We start from the raw sequence: 19839 nt of genomic DNA on the forward strand, positions 1-19839 counted from the left end.
AGTCTCCCGATGAAACCACGCGCGCCTGACAAGCACAAGCCAGGTTCAAACGCGCGTTTGGAACCTTCTTAACAAAAGAACCTCTGCAGGCGAGCCGAAGCACCACCACGCAGAGGTCCTGGTCCCGAAAAAAGGGATTACTTGTTCAGATGGCCAGTCACGTAGTCGATGGCTTGTTGAACCGTGGTGATCTTCTCGGCTTCTTCGTCCGGGATCTCGCACTCGAACTCTTCTTCCAGTGCCATCACCAGTTCAACGGTATCCAGGGAATCGGCGCCCAGATCGTCGACGAAGGAGCTTTCCACCTTGATTTCGGCTTCGTTCACACCCAGTTGCTCGGCGACGATCTTCTTTACGCGCTGTTCGATGTTTTCCATTTGTTTAAACCCTTGACCTTTCTGATTCGGGATCGCAAAACCCCGGTATTCTACAAAAAAAAATTAGAGCAGCCTACCTAAATCTCTATCCGACGCTAGCCGGACAGGAATTAAGGCATCAGCATGCCGCCGTTCACATGCAAAGTCTGGCCCGTAATATAGGACGCGCGGTCCGATGCCAGAAATACCACGGCATCGGCGATATCCTTGACGTCGCCCAGGCGGTTCAACGCGATCTGGCCGACCAGCGCCTCGCGCTGCGCTTCCGGCAGCGAGCGGGTCATGTCGGTGTCGATGAAGCCCGGAGCCACGCAATTGACCGTGATGTTGCGACTGCCCACCTCGCGCGCCATCGACTTGGTGAAGCCGATGATGCCCGCCTTGGCGGCCGCATAGTTGGCCTGGCCCGCATTGCCCATCACCCCTACAACGGAGGCGATATTGATGATGCGGCCGACGCGGGCCTTCATCATGCCACGCATTACAGCCTTTGAGGTCTTGAACACCGACTTCAGGTTGGTGTCCATGATCGCGTCCCAGTCCTCGTCCTTCATCCGCATCAGGAGGCCGTCGCGGGTGATGCCGGCATTGTTGACCAGAATCGCCACCGCGCCAAACTCCTTCTCCACCGATTCTACCAACGCCTCGACAGCGCCCTCCTCGGTGACGTTCAGCACGCGGCCGGCGCCGCCGGCGGCGGACAGGCGCTCATGAATGGCGGCCGCGCCGGATTCCGACGTGGCGGTGCCGATGACCACGGCGCCCTCGGCGGCCAGCGCGTCGGCGATCGCCGCGCCTATGCCGCGCGAGGCGCCGGTCACCAGCGCCACTTTGCCTTGCAGACTCATCAATGTGTCTCCTTGTTTTCAACGCCCCGCCCGGCTCTCGCCGAAAGGGGCGATGGCGGTCCGGCCTGCGCCGGTCCGCCGGAATTTCGCGTCAAACCAGTTCCGCGCGCGCGGCTTCCAGCGCCGCGCGGTCGGTCAGCGCCAGGCACTTGACGTTGCCGTCGATGCGCTTGGCCAGGCCCGCCAACACTTTGCCCGGGCCGCACTCCGCCATCATGGTCACGCCGTCGGCGGCCAGCTTCTGGATGGTTTCGGTCCAGCGCACCGGCATGTACAACTGACGTGTCAGCGCGTCGCGGATTTGCGATGCGTCGTTGTAACTGGCCACATCGGCGTTGTGCAGCACCGGGATTGCGGGCGCGCTCAAGTGCACGCCCTGCAGCGCCTCGGCCAGGCGCTCGGCGGCCGGCCGCATCAGCGAGCAATGCGACGGCACCGATACCGGCAACGGCAGCGCGCGCTTGGCGCCCTTGGCCTTGCACAAGTCCATCGCCCGCTCGACCGCGCCCTTGTTGCCGGCGATCACCACCTGGCCCGGAGAGTTGAAGTTGACCGCTTCCACCACCTCGCTCTGGGCGGCCTCCGCGCAGGCTGCGCGGATGTCGTCGTCGGACAGGCTCAGAATGGCGGCCATCGCGCCGACGCCGGCCGGCACCGCGGCCTGCATCGCCTCGGCGCGCAGGCGCACCAGCTTCACCGCTTCGGCGAACGGCAGCGCGCCGGCGGCCACCAGGGCGGTGTATTCGCCCAGGCTATGGCCAGCCACGATGGACGGCTGCTTGCCGTTCAACTCCTGCCACGCCAGATACGTGGCGTAGCCGGCGGCCAGCATGATGGGCTGGGTGTTCACGGTGGCGTTGATCTCGTCGGCGCCATCGGCCTGCAGCATCGCCCACAGGTCCAGCGACAGCGTGTCGGACGCCTCGGCGAAAGTATGCTGCACCACGGGCAGGTCGGCGAAGCCGTCCATCATCTTCAGGCTCTGCGAGCCCTGTCCCGGAAAAAGAAAAGCAAAAGCCATAGTCGACTCCACAGAATTCGACGCAAAGGATGACGCAAAGCGGCCGCTCGCGCCACGCCGCCGATCAATAAACTCTGTCATTATCGGCGATCATGCGGCGAAAAAGCCACTTTGCGGAATTCCAATCAGAAGGTCAGCAGCACCGCGCCCCAGGCAAATCCCCCGCCGATGCCTTCCAGCATCACGGTCTGGCCGCGCCGGATGCGCCCGTCGCGCACCGCGACATCCAGCGCCAGCGGAATGGAGGCGGCCGAAGTGTTGCCCTGCTCAGGCAGGGTGACGACCACCTTCTCCATCGGCAGGCCAAGATGCTTGGCCGTGGACTCGATGATGCGCAGATTGGCCTGGTGCGGCACCAGCCAATCCAGATCGGCCTTGTCGACGCCGGCCTCCGCCAGCGTGGCGGCGGCGATTTCGGACAGCGACTTGACGGCGAACTTGAATACGGCCGGGCCGTCCATGTGCAGGTAGGGCATGCCCTGAATCTTGCCGCCGGAAATTTGCGCCGGGGTATTCAGCAAGCCCTGATAACGGCCATCGGCCGCCAACTTGGCATGCAGGATGCCCGGCTCGTCGGACGCGCCCAGCACCACCGCGCCGGCGCCGTCGCCGAACAGCACGCAGGTCCGGCGATCATCCCAGTCCAGCACGCGCGACATGATTTCGGCGCCGATCACCAGCGCCTTCTTCGACATGCCGCTCTTGATGTAGGCGTTGGCGGTGGCCAGCGCGTAAGCGAAGCCGGCGCACACCGCCTGCACGTCGAAAGCCGGCACGCCGGGCAAGCCCAGCTTCTCCTGCAGGATGCAGGCGGTGCTGGGGAAAATCATGTCGGGAGTGGTGGTGGCGACGATGATCAGGTCGATCTCGCCCCTGTCGATGCCTGCGCTGGCGATGGCGGCTTCCGCCGCCCTCAGCGCCAGATCGCTGGTCTTGTGCCCTTCGTCGGCAATATGGCGCGCGCGGATACCGGTGCGAGAGACAATCCACTCGTCGCTGGTTTCCACCCGTTCGGCCAATTGCGCATTGGTGAGCACCTGGGACGGCAGGAAGCTGCCGGTGCCGAGAATGCGGGAATAGCCCATATTTTTCAGTTCGCTTCCGCCTCGGATTGCTTGAGATTGTCTAGTTGTTTGGCAACCCGATCGGCGATGTGTGCAATCACGTCGGAACCGGCCTCCTCGCATGCCTGCGCCAACGCGTAACGGAATCCTGTGACATCGGCGCCGCCGTGGCTTTTCACCACGATGCCGCGCAGGCCCAGCAAGCTGGCCCCGTTGTAGCGGCGCGGATCGATGCGCTTCTTGAAAAGGCCCAGCACCGGCAATGCGGCCAACGCGCACAAACGCGTCCACCAATTGCGGCCGAACTCTTCCCTCAGGAATACGGCGAACATGTGCGCCAGCCCCTCAGCTGTCTTGAGCGCCACATTGCCGGTAAAACCATCGCAGACTACCACATCGGTCGTGCCCTTGCAGATGTCGTCGCCCTCCACGTTGCCGTAGAAATTCAGCTCCGACTGGCGCAACAGCTCGGCAGTCTTCTTGATATTGTCGTTGCCCTTGATATCTTCGCTGCCGATATTCAACAGGCCGACGGAAGGATTGGCCTTGCCTTGCAGGCAGGCCATCAGTTCGGAACCCATGATGCCGAACTGCAAAAGTTGTTCTGGGGTGCAATCGACGTTGGCGCCCAGATCCAGCACGCAGGAAGTGCCCTTTACATTGGGCAGCAGCTTGGCGATGGCGGGACGGTCGATGCCCGGAATGGTCTTGAGGACGAAGCGTGCGGTAGCCATCAGCGCGCCGGTGTTGCCGGCGGAAACGGCGGCCTGTGCCTTGCCTTCCTTGACCAGATTGATCGCCACCCGCATCGACGAATCTTTTTTATTCTTGAGGGCGAGCTGAGGCGCCTCGTCCATGCCGACCACTTGAGTGGCGTGCTGGATGAGGATGCGCTCACGCACGGCGCCATCGTGCAGGGCCAATTCAGCCTCCAGGGCTGGCTGGTCGCCTACGAGAATCAGATGGATGTCGGGGTGGTCTTGCAGGAATTGGATCGATGCCGGGACGGTAACCTTGAGGCCAACGTCACCGCCCATAGCATCAACCGCGACGGTGATAGTCATCAACGATTGCGGTATAAAGTGCCTACCAAAAAAGGAAAGGAAGCGAGGACAGGGAGATTACTCGCCCTTGGTCTTCACAACCTTGCGGCCACGGTAGAAGCCGTTCGGGCTGATGTGGTGGCGCAGGTGGGCTTCGCCGGTGCTGGCTTCAACTGCCAGAGCCGGAGCGGTCAGAAAATCGTGTGCACGATGCATGCCGCGCTTGGACGGGGACTTTTTGTTCTGTTGAACAGCCATGGTCGACTCCTAAGAAATTCAAGTAGATTCTAATGCGAATCCGGGTTACTCGGACTTGGGTCTCTTAAGCGCCGCCAGCACCGCAAACGGGTTGGGCTTGTCAGCCTTGGCGAGCGAGAGAGTATCCCTGCTGCATTCGTCGTGTTTCGGCGAATGCGGCAAGCCCATGATGATTTCGTCTTCGATCAGCGCAATCACGTCCAGTTCGGGTTCGGCGAGAACCGCGTCCAGCTCTTCGTCCTGCTCGCAGGCTTCGTCCAGCTTTTCCTGGCTGGCGAACAGCGTGAGCACCGAATCGGTGTCCAGGCTGAACGGCATGCCGTCCAGGCAGCGCTGGCAGGTGACTCGCAGGTCCGCCGTCAGGCGGATGCGCAGCGTAAAACGCTGCAGCTCGTCTCGAGAGCCGTCGAGCTGATAAGACACCTCGCCAGAGGTGTCCGACAGGTCGCTATGAACGCGCTCGTCCAGCCCGCCGACCGGCAGCTTGCCGGACAGCGAGCGCCCTTCCCGGGCGAACTTGAGCGGATCGATCAAAATCGGTTTAGACATAAACTCCGCATGGTACAATCCATTCCCCTGATTTGTCAAAAGAAACAAGGCAAGGCCGAACCGTGGCCGCCGGCCGACGCGGCCGCGCCGCCGGCGTTGCCGTCAACCGGCTCGCATCATGCACATCGTACTGGCTTCCACCTCCCGCTACCGCCAAGAAATCATCGCCCGCTTGGGCCTGCCCTTCCTCGCCGAACCGCCGATCTGCGATGAAACGCCGCTGCCCGGCGAAACCGCGCTGGAAACCGCAGTGCGCCTGGCCCGCACCAAGGCCCAGTCGCTGGCCGGCAAGCATCCGGACTCCCTGATCATAGGCTCCGATCAGGTGGCGCTGCTGGATGGCAAGCAGATCGGCAAGCCCGGCGGCTTCGAGCAGGGCGTGGAGATGCTGATGTGGATGAGCGGCCGCACCGTGGTCTTCCACTCGGCGTTGGCGCTGTACAACAGCGCCAGCGGCCGGCTGCAGGAATGCGTGGGCATCACCCGCGTCACGCTGCGCGCATTGACCGAGGCCCAGATCCGCAATTACCTCGCCCGCGAACCGGACGCCCTCCACTGCGCGGGCAGCGCCAAGAGCGAAGGCCTGGGCGGCGCGCTGCTGGAGAAGGTGGAATCCGACGACCCCAACGCGCTGATCGGCGTGCCGCTGTTCCAGTTGATCACCATGCTGGGCAACGAGGGCTTGGAGGTGCTGAAATGAGCGGCACTCTGTTCCTGATTCCCGCTCCGCTGGGCGACGAAACCATCGCCTGGCTGCCGGAAGGCGAGCGCGCCAGAGTCGTCCACATCAGCCATTTCGTCGTCGAGGCGGAAAAAACCGCGCGCAAGCACCTGAAAGCGCTGGGCGTGACGACGCCGATCCGCGAGCTATCCATGAGCACGCTGAACGAGCACACCAAGGAGGCGGACGTCGGCGCGCTGCTGGCGCCGCTAAAGGCCGGACACGATGTCGGCCTGATCTCCGAGGCCGGCTGCCCGGCCGTGGCCGACCCCGGCGCGCAGCTGGTGGCGCTGGCGCACAAGCACGGCATCCGCGTCGAGCCGCTGATCGGCCCCTCATCCATCCTGCTGGCGCTGATGGCCAGCGGCGCCAACGGCCAATGTTTCGCCTTCCACGGCTACCTGCCGGTGGACGCCGCCGAAAAAGCCAAGCTGGTGAAAGAACTGGAACAACGCTCGCGCAAGAATAACGAGACCCAGCTGTTCATCGAAACGCCCTACCGCAACAACGCGCTGCTGCAACAGCTGCGCGAAACGCTGGCGCCCTCCACCCGGCTCGCGGTAGCCTGCGACCTGACCCTGCCGACGCAGACCATCGTCAGCCATCGGGTGCAGGACTGGCCGCAAACCCCGCCCGATCTGCACAAGCGGCCGGCCATTTTCGTGATCCACGCCGCCTGAGAAGCGCCATGCTCAAGAACACGCCCATCATCCAGTCGCTGCTGGATACCGATCTTTACAAGTTCACCATGCTGCAGGTGGTGCTGCACCAGTTCCCCGCCGCCCACGGCGAGTACGAATTCCGCTGCCGCAACCACCCGGACACGCCGCTGACCCAGCTGAAACAGCAACTGGAGGCCCAGCTGGACATGCTGTGCGAACTGCGCTTCAGCCAGGACGAGCTGGATTACCTGCGCGGCCTGCGCTTCATCAAAAGCGACTATGTCGACTACCTGGAACTGTTCCACCTGCAGCGCCGCTTCATCAGCGTGAGCGAGGAAGGCGAGCAGTTGGCCATCCGGATCAAAGGCCCGATGGTGCAAGCGATGTTCTTCGAGATCTTCGTGCTGGCCATCGTCAACGAGCTGTATTTCCTCCCGCTGGACAGCAAGGCGGTGCGCGAGGAAGGCCATCGCCGGCTGGAGGCCAAGCTGGCCGAACTGGAGCGCTTCCAGCGCGAGGAAGCCGCCGGCCAGCGCTTTCCGCTGCTGATCGCCGACTTCGGCACCCGCCGCCGCTTCAGCCGCGACTGGCAGGCCCACGTGGTGGAGAGGCTGAACCACGCGCTGCCGCAGGTATTCCGCGGCACCAGCAACGTCTACCTGGCGCGCAAGCTGGGCATCACGCCGATCGGCACCATGGCCCACGAATTCTTCCAGGCCTTCCAGGCGCTGGGCGTGCGGCTGCGAGACTTCCAGACAGCGGCGCTGGAATCGTGGGTGCAGGAATACCGCGGCGACCTGGGCATCGCGCTGACCGACGTGGTCGGCATGGACGCCTTTCTCGCCGACTTCGACCTCTACTTCGCCAAGCTGTTCGACGGCCTGCGCCACGACAGCGGCGATCCTTATATATGGGGAGAGCGGGCGATCGCCCATTACCGCAAGCTGCGGATCGATCCGGCGACCAAGATGCTGACCTTCAGCGACGGACTCAGCGTCGACAGCGCGCTGGCGCTGCAGCGCCACTTCAGCCCGCACATCCAGGTCAGCTTCGGCATCGGCACCCACTTCACCAACGACATGGGGCTGGAGCCGCTGCAGATCGTGCTGAAGCTGGTCAGCTGCAACGGCCAGCCGGTGGCCAAGCTATCCGACAGCCCGGGCAAGACCATGTGCAGCGACGAAACCTTCCTCGCCTACCTGCGCCAGGTATTCAAGGTGCCCGCCCCGCGCCAAGAGCCGCCGACAAAACCCTGAGTCTGCGTTGCGTCCGCTCTACTGGCACCGCCTGCGTCAGCGCGCCTTGGCTCAGGCGCTCCGCGAGCTTCTGCCAGGCGCGCCAAGCCGGCTCAGTACAACAGCGCCAGCAACTGCCGGCGCGCCGGCTCCTGCAGGCGATCTCCAGCCAGCGCCACCACCTGGCGGCCCAGCGCGCGGTAGGCGGGGAGCAAGCCGGTACCGGCCAACACCTCCAGATGGCGTTCGACAGTGCCGATATCGCCGCGCAGGATAGGCCCGGTCAGCGCCTCGTACGGCCCCATCTCCAGCGCATTGTCCAGCGTCTGCCGCATCAAGCCGCCCAGCAAAGGCTGCGTCAATTCCGGCGGCACGCCGGCGCGGGCCGTCAGCTGCCGCGCCATCTCGGTCAGCGCCACCAGGAAATTGGACGCCACCGACAAACCTGCGTGATAGGCGGCCTTGCCGCCGGGCGCCAGCCGGAACGGCCGCCCGCCCAGCGCGCGCGCGAAAGCCTCCAGCCTGCGGCAAGCCTCCTCGTCGCCCTCCAGCGCGCACAGCGTGCCGGCAAAGCCCTCCACCGCCCGTCCGGGATCGGCGAAGGAAAACGCCGGGTGCAGGCTGGCGGTCAACACCGCCTGCTCCGCCAGCGGCTGCAACAACGAAGCGTCGCCCGCGCCGCTGGCGTGAAACACCACAGCGCCCTCAGGCGCCACGCCCGCCGCCGCCAGCGCGCGCGCGCAGGATGCGATGGCGGCATCCGGCACCGCCAGCAGATACAGATCCGCCGGCGCCAACTGTCTCATGTCGCTCACCAGCCGCCCGGCGCCGACAAAGGCGCGCGCCTCCTCCAGCGGCGGCAAGCGCCGCCCCATCACATCGAGCAGACGATAGGCGCCGCTCAACGCCGCCAGCCTGGCCACGCTGCGCCCCAATCTGCCCAGCCCCACCACTGTCAGTGTTTGCATACCTTATATACACCTGGCCGCAGCCTCGGATCCGAAGGCGTCATTGTAGGGGATTTCCGCAATCGCCGGCTGCCGCGCCAGGCACGCATCAAGCCCCCAAACGCATGATTTCGTAGCCAAAATGCCTCACCACGGGACGATAGATGCGCATTTTTGCAACTTATTCAACATGTAAATTTTCAAATAAAATCAATACGTTGAATACAATCCGCATTAACAAATAATTCAAAAATGGAATATCCACTCCATTTACAGAGCTAACGCTTTCTTTTATCATGATTGAAAGCGAATTCATGCGGATGCAATCCGCGCCTGCTGGATTCACTTCAAGTCACGTTGATTTTTCAGCCCGCCCCTTCTGGACGGGCTATTTTTTTGCCAATTTCAGGCAGCCTTCCTTACAAAACCCAATAATCATAAGCATTTCATAACATTGATGCTTTTTTGCAACAACATGCAAAGCACCATGAAATCACAGTAACAATCCTGACAATTCAGCAACTTACAACAAACAAAATCGAATTTAAGGCTGCGCAAAACACAACATCAGTTGCTTGATAGCAACACAATTCGGCAGGTGAAGTTGCATTTTCACAACCCAGCCAATAGCATTTGCTCACATTCCTAAACCTAAAAAAGGATGACTTGACCATGAAAAAGAGTCTGATCGCCCTGCTGGTAGCCACCCTGCCGGCTGCCGCATTCGCCGACGTAACCATCTACGGCAAAATCAAAGGCGGCGTTGAATACGTCGACAACGGTTCCACCAAGCAAACCAACGTTGACGATCTGGGTTCCCGCATCGGCTTCAAAGGTTCCGAAGATCTGGGCAACGGCCTGAAGACCATCTGGCAAGTTGAAACCGGTTTTGCAGTTGATGGTACCGGCAAGCAGAATGCTAACGGTTCCTCCAACAGCAGCAGCGGTACTTTCGCCAACCGCGAGTCCTTCATCGGTCTGCAAGGCTCCTTCGGTACTATCCGTCTGGGTAACATCTCCAACTTCCAAGACAGCGACATGGGCATCGTCGACGCTTGGGAATACAAAGATGCAGCTCTGGGTCTGGGTGTCTTCACCCGTGACGCTGACCGTCTGAAGAACTCCATCCGCTACGACCTGCCGGCTATCGTTCCGGGCCTGACCGCCGCTCTGCAATACGGCACCAAGGAAGACAAGGCAACCGCTAGCGACCGTGAAATCTACGGTCTGGGTCTGGGCTACGAAAACAGCGGCTTCTTCGGCAAGTACGCTTACACCTACGAAGCTCAACAACCGACGGTCCTGCCGGTTATTGGCACTGTAACCTCCACCAACGACAAGCATCGCCTGGAAGTTGGCTACAACGCCAACAACCTGCTGGTGGCTTTTGGTTACAACCAAGTTGATGCCAAGCTGGCAAATACTGCTGGCAGCGAAAAGTTCAAAACCAAGGACTACGCGCTGACTGCCGCTTACACTCTGGGCGCTTTCACTCCGAAGTTCACCTACGGCCAAGGCGAAACCAAGGGTCTGGGCGTGACCGCTGGCAAGTATGACCAATACATCCTGGGCGTTGACTACGCCGCTTCTAAGCGCACTACCATCGGCGCTCAGTACGGCCACATCAACCTGAAGGACGACAACACCAAAGACCGCAACGCTTTCGGTCTGAACATGGTTCACAAGTTCTAATAGCTGGTTCGACGCAAGAACCTGCGAACTTAGACGCAAAAAAGACCCGCTCAGGCGGGTCTTTTTTCATTCATTGGAGACAAAAATGAAAAAACAACTTATCGCGGTCGTCTTGCCCACCTTTCTGCTCACCTCACTTTGTCATGCCGACGACACCGCACCTCAAGATAGTTTCGCTAGAATTCGCGTCTTTCAACAAAATCAGATAGACCTTGGACTCTTTCCTCATCGAGATTGCTACCGATTTTCCTTCACAGGCAACAATGGCGACATCGTGGAATCACAAGCCTTAAAATCCTTTTTGCATCTTTCCGAAAACAAGAGCATCGGCATGCCCGAAACGCCCAATACACGCGGCTTGGCGGCAAGAAACAATTTCATTTCCAAAGCCTATTATCAGGAATACAAAATTCCAGCCGGGGAAATCACCACCCTGACAGCAAGCTTTGGGGATTCCTATAACAAGCATTGCAACACTATGGCAGTCAAATTCACCCCCCAAGCAGGAACAGACTATGAAGCCATGCTCAATGTGGACTTTGACCAGGAAGCTTGCCGCCTAGTCATTGGCGCCATACCACATGACAATCCGGATGCCCCGCTGGAGCGGCTGGATCATCTGACGCCGGCCTCCTATTGTCCTGACAATAAGTGAAATTAAAAAACCGCTCCACCTTGCGGCTGGAGCGGTTTTGACGTTTATTTCGCTTGCTCAGAACGGCAGCTGGTAGACAGGGTTGCGGGTATCCGCCCCTTCCTGCCGTATCCGCTCCAGCTCGGCCCTCAACGCGGACAGCAGCCATTGCTCGCGCATCTTGTCGCCTTCCGGATGCTCGGCCAGCGTGCGGTACAGCGCCATGCCGTGCATCGTGGTCATCATGGTGAGCAGGGTGGCGAAGAAGCCGGTGGAGATCGCGTAGCGCGGGAACAGCGAGGCCATCATCGCGACGAAGCGGTCGCGGAAATAGGTGCTGGAGCTGCCCAGGAATATGTCGCGCAGATCCGGCGTGGTGCGCGCCGCCATCAGCAGCTCCAGCAGCACGATGTGACGCGGCGACATCACCAGCGCCTTCATCAGCGCGATGATGCGCTCCTCCTCGGACATGCCGGCCGGCAATTGCGCCGCCAGCGTCAGAGCGGACTCGAAAATGTCGTCCACCACCTTGCGCCCCACTGGCTGCATCAGCTCGTTCTTGGTGGCGAAATGGCGGAACAGCGCGCCCTGGGACACCCCGGCCCTGCCGCAGATCAGCTGCACGCTGGTGCCGTGGTAGCCGCTTTCCAGCAGGCATTCGATCGCCGCCTCCACCAGTTTGCCTATGGTGGACTCCCTGCGGCTTTGCTGTGTTCGTCTAGTTTGCATCTATTGTTTTATCATTTATCGGCCCGAGCCCGGCGCATGATACGCGAAAGCGCATGTTCAAGCGAGGGCGGGCACATTCTAAGAACAAGCAAGACACGCCAACGGCAAGGCGCTCCTCTCTCTCCCATCGGCCGCGCCAAACGCGACCGCTCCAGCAATACTACCAAATACCGACGACCTGCATGCAACTGGCAATACAGTGCCATTCCAAGCATAGGCACTTTGTCGCGACAACCACTCATCCTGCGCGCCGCCGAGCATTATCGCCGCCCGGAACGAATTCGGCTTTGCTTTGGCGCAAGCCATAAAAAAGAAAGAGACCACTCTGTTTATAAAAACGGAGTGGTCTATTCTTACTCGAGAAACCGCTTATTTCAAGCCAACACTAGCGAAATTGACCCGTCCATAAGGATTAACCGCGTAGCCCGTCACCTCCTTGCGCGCCAAACCATAAGCGATGGGATGCGCCAGCGGCAGCCACAACGCCTGCTCGTGGATGGCGTGCTGGGCGGCTTGGTACAATTTGGCTCTGGCCTTGAAATCGCTGGTCTTCTTGCCGTCGGCGATCAGCTTGTCCAGCTTGCCGTCGCAATAACGGGCGAAATTGGTCCCGGACTGCACCGCGGCGCAGGAAAACTGCGGCGTCAGGAAGTTGTCCGGATCGCCGTTGTCGCCGGCCCAGCCCATGAACAGCATCTCGTGCTCGCCGGCCTTGCCGCGCTTGATCAGCTCGCCCCACTCCAGCACCTTGATCTGCAGCCGGATGCCCACTTTGGCCAAGTCGGCCTGCAACAGCTCCGCTCCGGCCTTGGGATTGGGATTCAGCGTGCTGCCGCTGGGCCGCACCCACACCGAAACATCAAAACCGTTGGGATAGCCCGCCTGGGCCAGCAGCTTCTTCGCCTGCGCCGGATCATAGGCATAAGGCTTGATGGTCTTGTCGTAGCTCCAGGTATTGGGCGGATAGACCAGGTTGGCGGCGCTGGCGGCATTGCCGAACACCGTCTTCAAATAACTGGCCTTGTCGAAGGCGAGATTGATCGCCTGTCGCACCAGCGGGTTGTCCAGCGGCTTCTTCTGGCTGTTGAAGGCGACAAAGGCGGTCATGAAGGCAGGTGTCTGCGATATCTGCAGCTTGCCGTCCGCCTTGGCCGCCAGCACGTCCTGCGGCTTGGGCGACAGCGCGATCTGGCATTCGCCGGCGCGCAGCTTCTGCAGACGCACATTGGAATCCGGCGTGATCGCGTAGATCAGCGCGGATACTTTGGGCTTGGCGCCGAAATAAGCCGGATTGGGCGCGTAGCGCACCAGGGCATCCTTGGCGAAGCTCTTGAACACGAAAGGCCCGGTGCCGACAGGCTTGCTGTTGAGTTCGCCGGTCTTGCCGGCAGCCAACAGCTGCGACATGTATTCGGCGGAATAGATGGAGGCGAAGCCCATGGTCAGGCTGGACAGAAAGGTGGCTTCCGGATAATTGAGCTCGAAGCGCACCGTCAGCGGATCGAGCTTGCGCACGGCCTTGATCAGCTTGGGAAACTGCATCGCCTGCGCGTGCGGATAGCCGGCCGGCGCGGTCTTGTACCAGGGATTGTCGGGGTTCAGCATCCGGTCGAAGGTGAGCGCCACGTCGTCGGCGTTCAGCTTGCGCGTCGGTTTGAAGTAGTCGGTGTTGTGGAAGCCGACGTTGGGCCGCAGGTGGAAGGTGTAGCTCAGGCCATCCGCGCTCACTTCCCAGCTGCTGGCCAGCCCCGGCTGCAGCTTGCCGGCGGCGGCGTCGTACTCCACCAGGCGGTTCATCAATACGTCGGCGGAAGCGTTGGTGGTGACCAGCGAGTTGTACTGCACCACGTCGAAGCCTTCCGGATTGGCGTCGGTGCATACGGTCAGGGGCTTGGCCGCGAAAGCGGCCATAGGCAGCAGGGCCGCCAGCGCGGCGGCGCACAATGTCTTCATCTCGTTCTCCTTGCCGCAGGCCGGAACATGCCGCCTGCATTACCGGCATAGGGTAAGCGAAGAATGCCGCGAATCCAACGATTTAATCCACATATTGATATAAAGACGCCGTCCATGACGCCCGGCAACCGTGGAGGAAAAAGGATAATCGGGGGCCGCTCTCGCCTCCCCCGCTATCGATAGCGCTAGAACAAGCGCTGCAGAAATTCCTGCGCGGACAAGGCCGGGCTGCACAGATAGCCCTGGTATTCCTGGCAGCCGCGCTCGGCCAGCCAGGCCAGCTGCGCTTCGGTTTCCACGCCTTCCGCCACCATGTTCAGCCCCATCATCCGGCACAGAGTCGTGATCAGTTCGGTGATGGCCGGCTTGTCGTCCAGATCGGCGATGAAGGAACGGTCTATCTTCAGCGAAGTAAGCGGATAGCGCTGCAGGTAGGCCAGATTGGAATAGCCGGTGCCGAAATCGTCCACCGCGATGCGCAGCCCCAGCGCGCGCAAGGCCTGCAAGGTGTGCATGGTTTGCTCATCGTGCCCCAGCAATACCGACTCGGTGATCTCCAGCTCCAGCTTGTCCGGCTGGCAGCCGCTGTCGGCCAGTATCTGCTCCACCAGGCCAGGCAGGCCGGGATCGACAAACTGGCTGGCGGACAGGTTGACCGACACCAGCAAGTCCAGCCCCCGGTCGCGCCACAGGCGCTGCTGGCGCGCGGCCTGTACCAGGATCTGCCGCCCCAGTTCCATCACCATGCCGCAGTCCTCGCAAATGGGAATGAAGCTGTCCGGCATCAACAGGCCGCGCAAAGGATGGCGCCAGCGCGCCAAGGCCTCGGCGCCGACCACCTGTCCGCTGGCGATGTCCACCCGCGGCTGGAAATAGGCGATGAATTCGCCGTGCTCCAGGCCCCGGCGGATATCGTTCTCCAGCGCCAGCTGCGCCTGGCTGCGCGCCTCCAGCGCCGGCGTGAAGAACATCAGGTTGTTGCGCCCCGCGTCCTTGGCGGCGTACATCGCCAGATCCGCATGGCGCATCATCTGCTCCAGGTCCAGCGTCCGGCCCTCGCACACGCTGACGCCGATGGACGCCGACACGCCGACGTCCATGCCCTCCAGCCGCATCGGCACCGCCAGCGCCTGCAGGATGCGGCGCCCCAGCGCCTCGGCCCGCTCGGTCACCTGCGGCGCGCTCAGCATCACCAGGAACTCGTCGCCGCCCAGCCGCGCCGCCTTCTCGTCATGGCCAAGCAGGCCGACCAGCCGTCCGGCCATCCGGATCAGCAGCTCGTCGCCGCAGGCGTGGCCCAGCGAATCGTTGACATTCTTGAAGCGGTCCAGGTCGATGAACATCAACGCCACCTGGCGGCCATTGCGCAGCGCCTGCTGCAGATGGGGCAACAACTCGCTGCGGATGCCGTTGCGGTTGGGCAAGCCGGTCAGCACGTCGTGATTGGCCAGGAAGCTGGCGCGCGCCTCGGCATGCTTGAGATCTGTGATGTCCACCTCGCTGACCAGCAGCGCGTCTTGCCCGGTGACCGCGTCGCGGCAGGCTCGGGCCGACACTTCGTGCCAGCGCATGCCTTCCCGCGTATTCACCCGTGCCAGCAGCCGCGATTCGCCGCACGCGGCCACGCCTTGCCGCAATTGCTGCCAGTCGCTGTCGTGGACGAAATGCTGGCGCCAGCCTTCGCCGGCCACCGCCACCTGCTCGCGCGAGGCGGGGTTGCGATACAGCGCGTTGCCGTTGCCGTCGTAAAGCGTGATCAGCACCGAGGTGTGCAACAGCGCTTCCGTGCTGCGCAGGGACGCCGGGTCGGCGCTGAGGCTGTTCTGCGCCTCGCAGAACATCAGCATCCGGCCATTCACCCGTATGCCGCGGAACTTCACCTTGAGCACGCTGGGCCGGCCGTTGGGATACAGCGTCCAGCTTTCCACGAAACAAGCGCCTTCGCGTTCGAAGTCCTGCTGATACTGGGCCAGCCTTTGCGCCACCGACACCGACATGTCCTGCGACATGTCGCGCGCCTGCAATTCCAGCAAGCTGGCCGCTCCCCACACCTGCAGCCCGGCCTCGTTGGCCCAGAACACCCGCTTGTGGTCGATATCGAAAATCCATACCGGCAGGCTCAAGGCCTCCAGCAGTTCCAGATCGCCCCCCTGCCAGGAAAGTACGCTTCTTATCGGCATGTCCGCCGCTAACCTTTTATTTATTCATCAAAAAAGCGCCGCGCGACTGCCATCGCGAGCGCCTGCCATTGTAACAAACACGTCTCATTTCCTGACGCGTTTTTTGCTCACCGAGAAATCCGGCTCGGGCGATCCTGGCCCGATGCGCATCCCCGCAATGAAAAACAGGGCTGACGCCCTGTTTTCTTGGTTTGCGATCGCGCGCTCAGGCGGCCTGCTTGTGGGCGAACAGTCTGGCCATGCTGTGATGGTGCGGATGCCCATGGCTGAGATCCAGCGCGAACTCTTCCTGGTACGCCAGAGGCGTCAATCCGGAGAACTGCTCGCGCAGCTCGCCCGGCTGGTAGTAGTGGCGGACATAAGCCGCGGTTTCGCTGACGCCCCCGCCCGTTCCGGCGCAGCCGGGGTCGTCCACCATGAACACCGCGGCGAACAGATAGCCGCCCGGCTCCAGCCCCGCCATCATCGCCTGGGCCAGCCGCTCGCCGGCGGCGGCGTCGACATGGTCCAGCGCGGTATAGGCGACAATGATGCGGTAACGCTGCGGCTCGATTTCCAGCTCGGTCAGATTGACCACCTTGCCGCTGACATCCAGGCGCCGCCTATCGGCCTGCTCGCCCATCTTGGACACGGCCTCGGACGACTCGTCCACGCCGAACATGGAGAATCCGCGGTTCGCCAGGTACAGCGCGTTGCGTCCCTGGCCGCAAGCCAGGTCCAGCCCTCTGCCGCCGCCGCCCACGCCGTACTTCTCCAGGAAATACATCAGCGACAGCGCCGGCCGGTCACCATAAAACGAATCGTTCCCTCGATAAAAAGCATCAAAATTAGCGACACACATTTCCACTCACTCCCGCTCGCCTCTTGCTCAAATATGCGCCTGCGCGTCGTTCCCGCCAGGCGGCTTTGCATCCTTCTTAAGTGATAGTTCGAACGTGAACGTATGACTACTTAGTTATTATTTCTAAGTATTTACCCTTATACATTTATCAGACATAAAAAAACCGCCGGCAAAAACCGGCGGGTTGAGGCGGAACCGGCCAGGCCGGCAGGCGTTTACGCGTAGTTTTCCATGCCCGGGCAGCTGCATACCACGTTGCGGTCGCCGTAGACGTCGTCGATGCGGTTCACGCTCGGCCAGAACTTGTTCTCCAGCACGTAAGGCAGCGGGAACAGGCCCTGCTCGCGGCTGTACGGGCGGTTCCAGTCGCCGGCGATGTCGGCCTTGCTGTGCGGCGCGTTGCAGAGCGGATTGTTGTCCGCCGGCCATGCGCCGCTTTGCACCTGGTCGATTTCGGCGCGAATGGAAGCCATCGCCGCGATGAAGCGGTCCAGCTCGGCCTTGGGCTCGGATTCGGTCGGCTCTATCATCAGCGTGCCCGGCACCGGGAAACTCATGGTCGGCGCGTGGAAACCGTAGTCCATCAGGCGCTTGGCCACGTCCACCTCGGTCACCCCGGAAGCGGCCTTCAGCGGGCGCAGGTCGATGATGCACTCATGGGCGACGCGGCCGTTGGCGCCGGTGTACAGCACCGGGAAGTGCTCGGCCAGGCGGGTGGCCAGGTAGTTGGCCGACAGCAGCGCGTTTTCCGTCGCCTGTTTCATGCCCTCGGCGCCCATCATCGCGATGTACATATAGGAGATGGGCAGAATCGAGGCCGAGCCGAACGGCGCGGCCGACACCGCGGTCTGTCCTTCCACCGCGCCCGGCACCGGCGCCACCACGTGGTTGGCGATGAACGGCGCCAGGTGGGCCTTGAGGCCGATCGGGCCCATGCCCGGCCCGCCGCCGCCGTGCGGGATGCAGAAGGTCTTGTGCAAATTCATGTGCGACACGTCGGCGCCGATGTCGGCCGGGCGGGTCAGCCCCACCTGGGCGTTCAGGTTGGCGCCGTCCATGTAGACCTGGCCGCCGTGGGCGTGGACGATCTCGCAGATCTGTTTGATGCCCTGCTCGAACACGCCGTGGGTGGACGGATAGGTGATCATCAGCGCGGCCAGATTGGCGGCGTGCTGCTCGGCCTTGGCCTTCAGATCGGCCACGTCGACGTTGCCGGCATCGTCGCACTTCACCACCACCACCTGCATATTCATCATCTGCGCGGTGGCCGGGTTGGTGCCGTGCGCCGATTGCGGAATCAGGCAGATGTCGCGGTGGCCCTCGCCGCGCGACTCATGGTAGCGGCTGATGGCCAACAGGCCGGCGTATTCGCCCTGGGCGCCGGAGTTGGGCTGCATCGAGATCGCGTCGAAGCCGGTGATCGCCTTCAACTGCGTCTGCAGGCCTTCGATCAGCTGCAGATAGCCCACCGTCTGCTCGCGCGGCGCGAACGGGTGCATATTGGCGAATTCCGGCCAGGTGATCGGGATCATCTCGCTGGTGGCGTTCAGCTTCATGGTGCAGCTGCCCAGCGAGATCATCGAGTGGTTCATCGCCAGGTCGCGGTTTTCCAGCTTTTTCATATAGCGCAGCATCTCGTGCTCGCTATGGTGGGTGTTGAACACCGGGTGGGTCAGGATGGCCGACTCGCGCTTGAGCGCGGCCGGGATCGCGTCCTGGACGACAGCGTCCAAGGCGGCGAGGTCAGCCGGCTTGCCGGTGAACAGCTCGATCAGCTTGGCCAGGTCCGCCTCGGTGGCAGCTTCGTGGAAGGCCACGCCCAGCACGGTCTTGCCCACGCGGCGCAGGTTGTAGCCGGCGGCCAGCGCGGCGGCGTAGATGGCGTCGGCCTTGGACGCGTCCACCTGCACGGTGTCGAAGAAGCGGTCGAACGCCAGCTTGCCGCCGGCCTCTTTCACCGCGTGGGCGAAGATGGCGGCCAGGCGGTGGATGCGGGCGGCGATGCGCTGCACGCCTTCCGCGCCGTGGTAAACGGCGTACAGGCCGGCGATATTGGCCAGCAGCACCTGGCTGGTGCAGATGTTGGAGTTGGCCTTCTCGCGGCGGATGTGCTGCTCGCGGGTCTGCAGCGCCATGCGCAGCGCGGTCTTGCCCTTGGCGTCGATGGACACGCCGATGATGCGGCCCGGCGCCGAGCGCTTCATCTCATCCTTGAACGCGAAGTAAGCCGCGTGCGGGCCGCCGAAGCCCATCGGCACGCCGAAGCGCTGGGTGTTGCCCAGGGCGATGTCGGCCCCCATCTCTGCCGGCGACTTCAGCGCCACCAGCGCCATCACGTCGGCGGCGACGGCTACCACGCCGCCCTTGGCCTTGATGGCCGCGATGTGCGGGGTCAGGTCGATCAGATCGCCGGCTTCGCCCGGATACTGGAACAGCGCGCCGAAGTAATCGCCGTTGCCGGCCTCTTCCGGATGGCCTTGCACCAGCTCGAAACCGAAGTACTTGGCGCGGGTCTTCATCACGTCCAGCGTCTGCGGCAGCACGCGGCTGTCGACGAAGAAGCTGGCGGACTTGGACTTGGACACGCGCTTGGCCATCGCCATCGCCTCGGCGGCGGCGGTGGCCTCGTCCAGCAGCGAAGCGTTGGCCATTTCCAGGCCGGTCAGGTCTATCACCATCTGCTGGAAGTTCAGCAGCGCCTCCAGCCGGCCCTGGGCGATCTCGGCCTGGTACGGGGTATATGCGGTGTACCAGCCGGGGTTTTCCAGCACATTGCGCAGGATGACGGTGGGCGTCAGCACCGGGTAGTAGCCCAGGCCGATGAAGGACTTGTTGACCACGTTCTTGGACGCTACCGCCTTCAGCGCGGCCAGCGCCTCGGCTTCCGGCTGCGGCGAGGGCAGATCCAGGCGGCGGTTCAGGCGGATGTCGGCAGGCAGGGTCTGGTCGACCAGCGCGTCGATGGACGGCACGCCGACAGCGGCCAGCATCTCGGCGCGCTCGGCGTCGGACGGGCCAATGTGGCGGGCGATGAATTCGTGGCGATTGAAGAGTTCGGAGAGCGGCATGCTTGGGACTTCCTTCG

The 19839-nt window shown here is 62.4% G+C and carries 18 protein-coding genes; 5 read left to right on the forward strand and 13 right to left on the reverse strand.

Going from position 1 to position 19839, the window contains the following annotated elements; translation table 11 throughout:
* Positions 1-137: 137 nt before the first annotated feature.
* From acpP to BKX93_RS07835, 7 genes are all read right to left on the reverse strand, one after another.
* Positions 138-377: an acyl carrier protein gene (gene acpP / locus BKX93_RS07805; RefSeq protein WP_021478594.1), complete on the reverse strand. Its 240-nt coding sequence runs from the start codon at positions 375-377 to the stop codon at positions 138-140.
* Positions 378-487: 110 nt separating this feature from the next.
* Complete coding sequence (gene fabG / locus BKX93_RS07810) at positions 488-1225, reverse strand: 3-oxoacyl-ACP reductase FabG (protein ID WP_070979427.1); 738 nt, start codon at positions 1223-1225, stop codon at positions 488-490.
* A gap of 91 nt (positions 1226-1316) precedes the next feature.
* A complete protein-coding gene (gene fabD / locus BKX93_RS07815; RefSeq protein ID WP_046155643.1) occupies positions 1317-2246 on the reverse strand; it encodes an ACP S-malonyltransferase in 930 nt (309 codons plus the stop codon).
* 125 nt (positions 2247-2371) lie between these two features.
* A complete protein-coding gene (locus tag BKX93_RS07820) occupies positions 2372-3331 on the reverse strand; it encodes a beta-ketoacyl-ACP synthase III (RefSeq protein ID WP_046166231.1) in 960 nt (319 codons plus the stop codon).
* Positions 3332-3336: 5 nt separating this feature from the next.
* The gene (gene plsX / locus BKX93_RS07825; protein WP_031296850.1) at positions 3337-4374 is read right to left on the reverse strand and encodes a phosphate acyltransferase PlsX; all 1038 of its coding nucleotides are present in this window, start codon (positions 4372-4374) and stop codon (positions 3337-3339) included.
* Positions 4375-4431: 57 nt separating this feature from the next.
* Positions 4432-4611: a 50S ribosomal protein L32 gene (gene rpmF, locus BKX93_RS07830; protein ID WP_011136965.1), complete on the reverse strand. Its 180-nt coding sequence runs from the start codon at positions 4609-4611 to the stop codon at positions 4432-4434.
* Between the two features lie 45 nt (positions 4612-4656).
* Positions 4657-5160, reverse strand: coding sequence for a YceD family protein (locus BKX93_RS07835; RefSeq protein ID WP_046155640.1), 504 nt, complete (start codon positions 5158-5160; stop codon positions 4657-4659).
* Positions 5161-5278: 118 nt separating this feature from the next.
* On the opposite strand from BKX93_RS07835, the gene BKX93_RS07840 reads away from it, so the two are divergent.
* Genes BKX93_RS07840 through pncB form a run of 3 tightly spaced genes read left to right on the forward strand, consistent with a single transcriptional unit; the run spans position 5279 to position 7799 of the window.
* On the forward strand, positions 5279-5860 hold the full coding sequence (locus BKX93_RS07840) for a Maf family protein (protein ID WP_046155639.1): 582 nt from the start codon (positions 5279-5281) through the stop codon (positions 5858-5860).
* Positions 5857-6561 carry an SAM-dependent methyltransferase gene (locus tag BKX93_RS07845; RefSeq protein ID WP_070979428.1) on the forward strand — a complete coding sequence of 235 codons (705 nt, stop codon included), beginning with the start codon at positions 5857-5859 and terminating at the stop codon, positions 6559-6561. Before BKX93_RS07840 ends, BKX93_RS07845 begins: the two co-directional genes overlap by 4 nt.
* Before the next feature lie 8 nt (positions 6562-6569).
* Positions 6570-7799, forward strand: coding sequence for a nicotinate phosphoribosyltransferase (pncB, locus tag BKX93_RS07850; RefSeq protein ID WP_070979430.1), 1230 nt, complete (start codon positions 6570-6572; stop codon positions 7797-7799).
* 92 nt (positions 7800-7891) lie between these two features.
* Here the strand turns inward: pncB and BKX93_RS07855 are convergent, their stop codons facing one another.
* Entirely contained in the window at positions 7892-8746 is an 855-nt protein-coding gene (locus tag BKX93_RS07855) for a Rossmann-like and DUF2520 domain-containing protein (protein ID WP_070979432.1), read from the reverse strand.
* A 651-nt stretch (positions 8747-9397) separates the two neighbouring features.
* Here BKX93_RS07855 and BKX93_RS07860 point away from each other — a divergent pair.
* Together BKX93_RS07860 and BKX93_RS07865 are read left to right on the forward strand one after the other, a co-directional pair.
* Positions 9398-10417 (forward strand): porin, encoded by a 1020-nt coding sequence (locus BKX93_RS07860; RefSeq protein ID WP_070979434.1) that lies wholly within the window; start codon positions 9398-9400, stop codon positions 10415-10417.
* An 85-nt stretch (positions 10418-10502) separates the two neighbouring features.
* Positions 10503-11072, forward strand: a complete 570-nt coding sequence (locus BKX93_RS07865) for a hypothetical protein (protein ID WP_070979436.1) — start codon at positions 10503-10505, stop codon at positions 11070-11072.
* Between the two features lie 57 nt (positions 11073-11129).
* On the opposite strand, the gene BKX93_RS07870 is transcribed toward BKX93_RS07865, so the two are convergent.
* From BKX93_RS07870 to gcvP, 5 genes are all read right to left on the reverse strand, one after another.
* Entirely contained in the window at positions 11130-11780 is a 651-nt protein-coding gene (locus BKX93_RS07870; protein ID WP_082106974.1) for a TetR/AcrR family transcriptional regulator, read from the reverse strand.
* A 369-nt stretch (positions 11781-12149) separates the two neighbouring features.
* Positions 12150-13733, reverse strand: coding sequence for an ABC transporter substrate-binding protein (locus BKX93_RS07875; RefSeq protein ID WP_046166226.1), 1584 nt, complete (start codon positions 13731-13733; stop codon positions 12150-12152).
* Positions 13734-13918: 185 nt separating this feature from the next.
* Positions 13919-15913, reverse strand: a complete 1995-nt coding sequence (locus BKX93_RS07880) for a putative bifunctional diguanylate cyclase/phosphodiesterase (protein ID WP_046155633.1) — start codon at positions 15911-15913, stop codon at positions 13919-13921.
* 205 nt (positions 15914-16118) lie between these two features.
* Positions 16119-16679: a class I SAM-dependent methyltransferase gene (locus BKX93_RS07885; protein ID WP_052729074.1), complete on the reverse strand. Its 561-nt coding sequence runs from the start codon at positions 16677-16679 to the stop codon at positions 16119-16121.
* A 290-nt stretch (positions 16680-16969) separates the two neighbouring features.
* The gene (gcvP, locus tag BKX93_RS07890; protein ID WP_070979438.1) at positions 16970-19822 is read right to left on the reverse strand and encodes an aminomethyl-transferring glycine dehydrogenase; all 2853 of its coding nucleotides are present in this window, start codon (positions 19820-19822) and stop codon (positions 16970-16972) included.
* Between the last annotated feature and the right edge of the window lie 17 nt (positions 19823-19839).

Source organism: Chromobacterium vaccinii (genome assembly GCF_001855275.1).
In the GTDB taxonomy this organism is placed as follows: domain Bacteria; phylum Pseudomonadota; class Gammaproteobacteria; order Burkholderiales; family Chromobacteriaceae; genus Chromobacterium; species Chromobacterium vaccinii.

Bases quoted from the DNA above. Each gene is read 5' to 3' on its own strand.
- acpP (WP_021478594.1), bottom strand. From the start codon at position 377: ATGGAAAACATCGAACAGCGCGTAAAGAAGATCGTCGCCGAGCAACTG.
- fabG (WP_070979427.1), bottom strand. From the start codon at position 1,225: ATGAGTCTGCAAGGCAAAGTGGCGCTGGTGACCGGCGCCTCGCGCGGC.
- fabD (WP_046155643.1), bottom strand. From the start codon at position 2,246: ATGGCTTTTGCTTTTCTTTTTCCGGGACAGGGCTCGCAGAGCCTGAAG.
- BKX93_RS07820 (WP_046166231.1), bottom strand. From the start codon at position 3,331: ATGGGCTATTCCCGCATTCTCGGCACCGGCAGCTTCCTGCCGTCCCAG.
- plsX (WP_031296850.1), bottom strand. From the start codon at position 4,374: ATGACTATCACCGTCGCGGTTGATGCTATGGGCGGTGACGTTGGCCTC.
- rpmF (WP_011136965.1), bottom strand. From the start codon at position 4,611: ATGGCTGTTCAACAGAACAAAAAGTCCCCGTCCAAGCGCGGCATGCAT.
- BKX93_RS07835 (WP_046155640.1), bottom strand. From the start codon at position 5,160: ATGTCTAAACCGATTTTGATCGATCCGCTCAAGTTCGCCCGGGAAGGG.
- BKX93_RS07840 (WP_046155639.1), top strand. From the start codon at position 5,279: ATGCACATCGTACTGGCTTCCACCTCCCGCTACCGCCAAGAAATCATC.
- BKX93_RS07845 (WP_070979428.1), top strand. From the start codon at position 5,857: ATGAGCGGCACTCTGTTCCTGATTCCCGCTCCGCTGGGCGACGAAACC.
- pncB (WP_070979430.1), top strand. From the start codon at position 6,570: ATGCTCAAGAACACGCCCATCATCCAGTCGCTGCTGGATACCGATCTT.
- BKX93_RS07855 (WP_070979432.1), bottom strand. From the start codon at position 8,746: ATGCAAACACTGACAGTGGTGGGGCTGGGCAGATTGGGGCGCAGCGTG.
- BKX93_RS07860 (WP_070979434.1), top strand. From the start codon at position 9,398: ATGAAAAAGAGTCTGATCGCCCTGCTGGTAGCCACCCTGCCGGCTGCC.
- BKX93_RS07865 (WP_070979436.1), top strand. From the start codon at position 10,503: ATGAAAAAACAACTTATCGCGGTCGTCTTGCCCACCTTTCTGCTCACC.
- BKX93_RS07870 (WP_082106974.1), bottom strand. From the start codon at position 11,780: ATGCAAACTAGACGAACACAGCAAAGCCGCAGGGAGTCCACCATAGGC.
- BKX93_RS07875 (WP_046166226.1), bottom strand. From the start codon at position 13,733: ATGAAGACATTGTGCGCCGCCGCGCTGGCGGCCCTGCTGCCTATGGCC.
- BKX93_RS07880 (WP_046155633.1), bottom strand. From the start codon at position 15,913: ATGCCGATAAGAAGCGTACTTTCCTGGCAGGGGGGCGATCTGGAACTG.
- BKX93_RS07885 (WP_052729074.1), bottom strand. From the start codon at position 16,679: ATGTATTTCCTGGAGAAGTACGGCGTGGGCGGCGGCGGCAGAGGGCTG.
- gcvP (WP_070979438.1), bottom strand. From the start codon at position 19,822: ATGCCGCTCTCCGAACTCTTCAATCGCCACGAATTCATCGCCCGCCAC.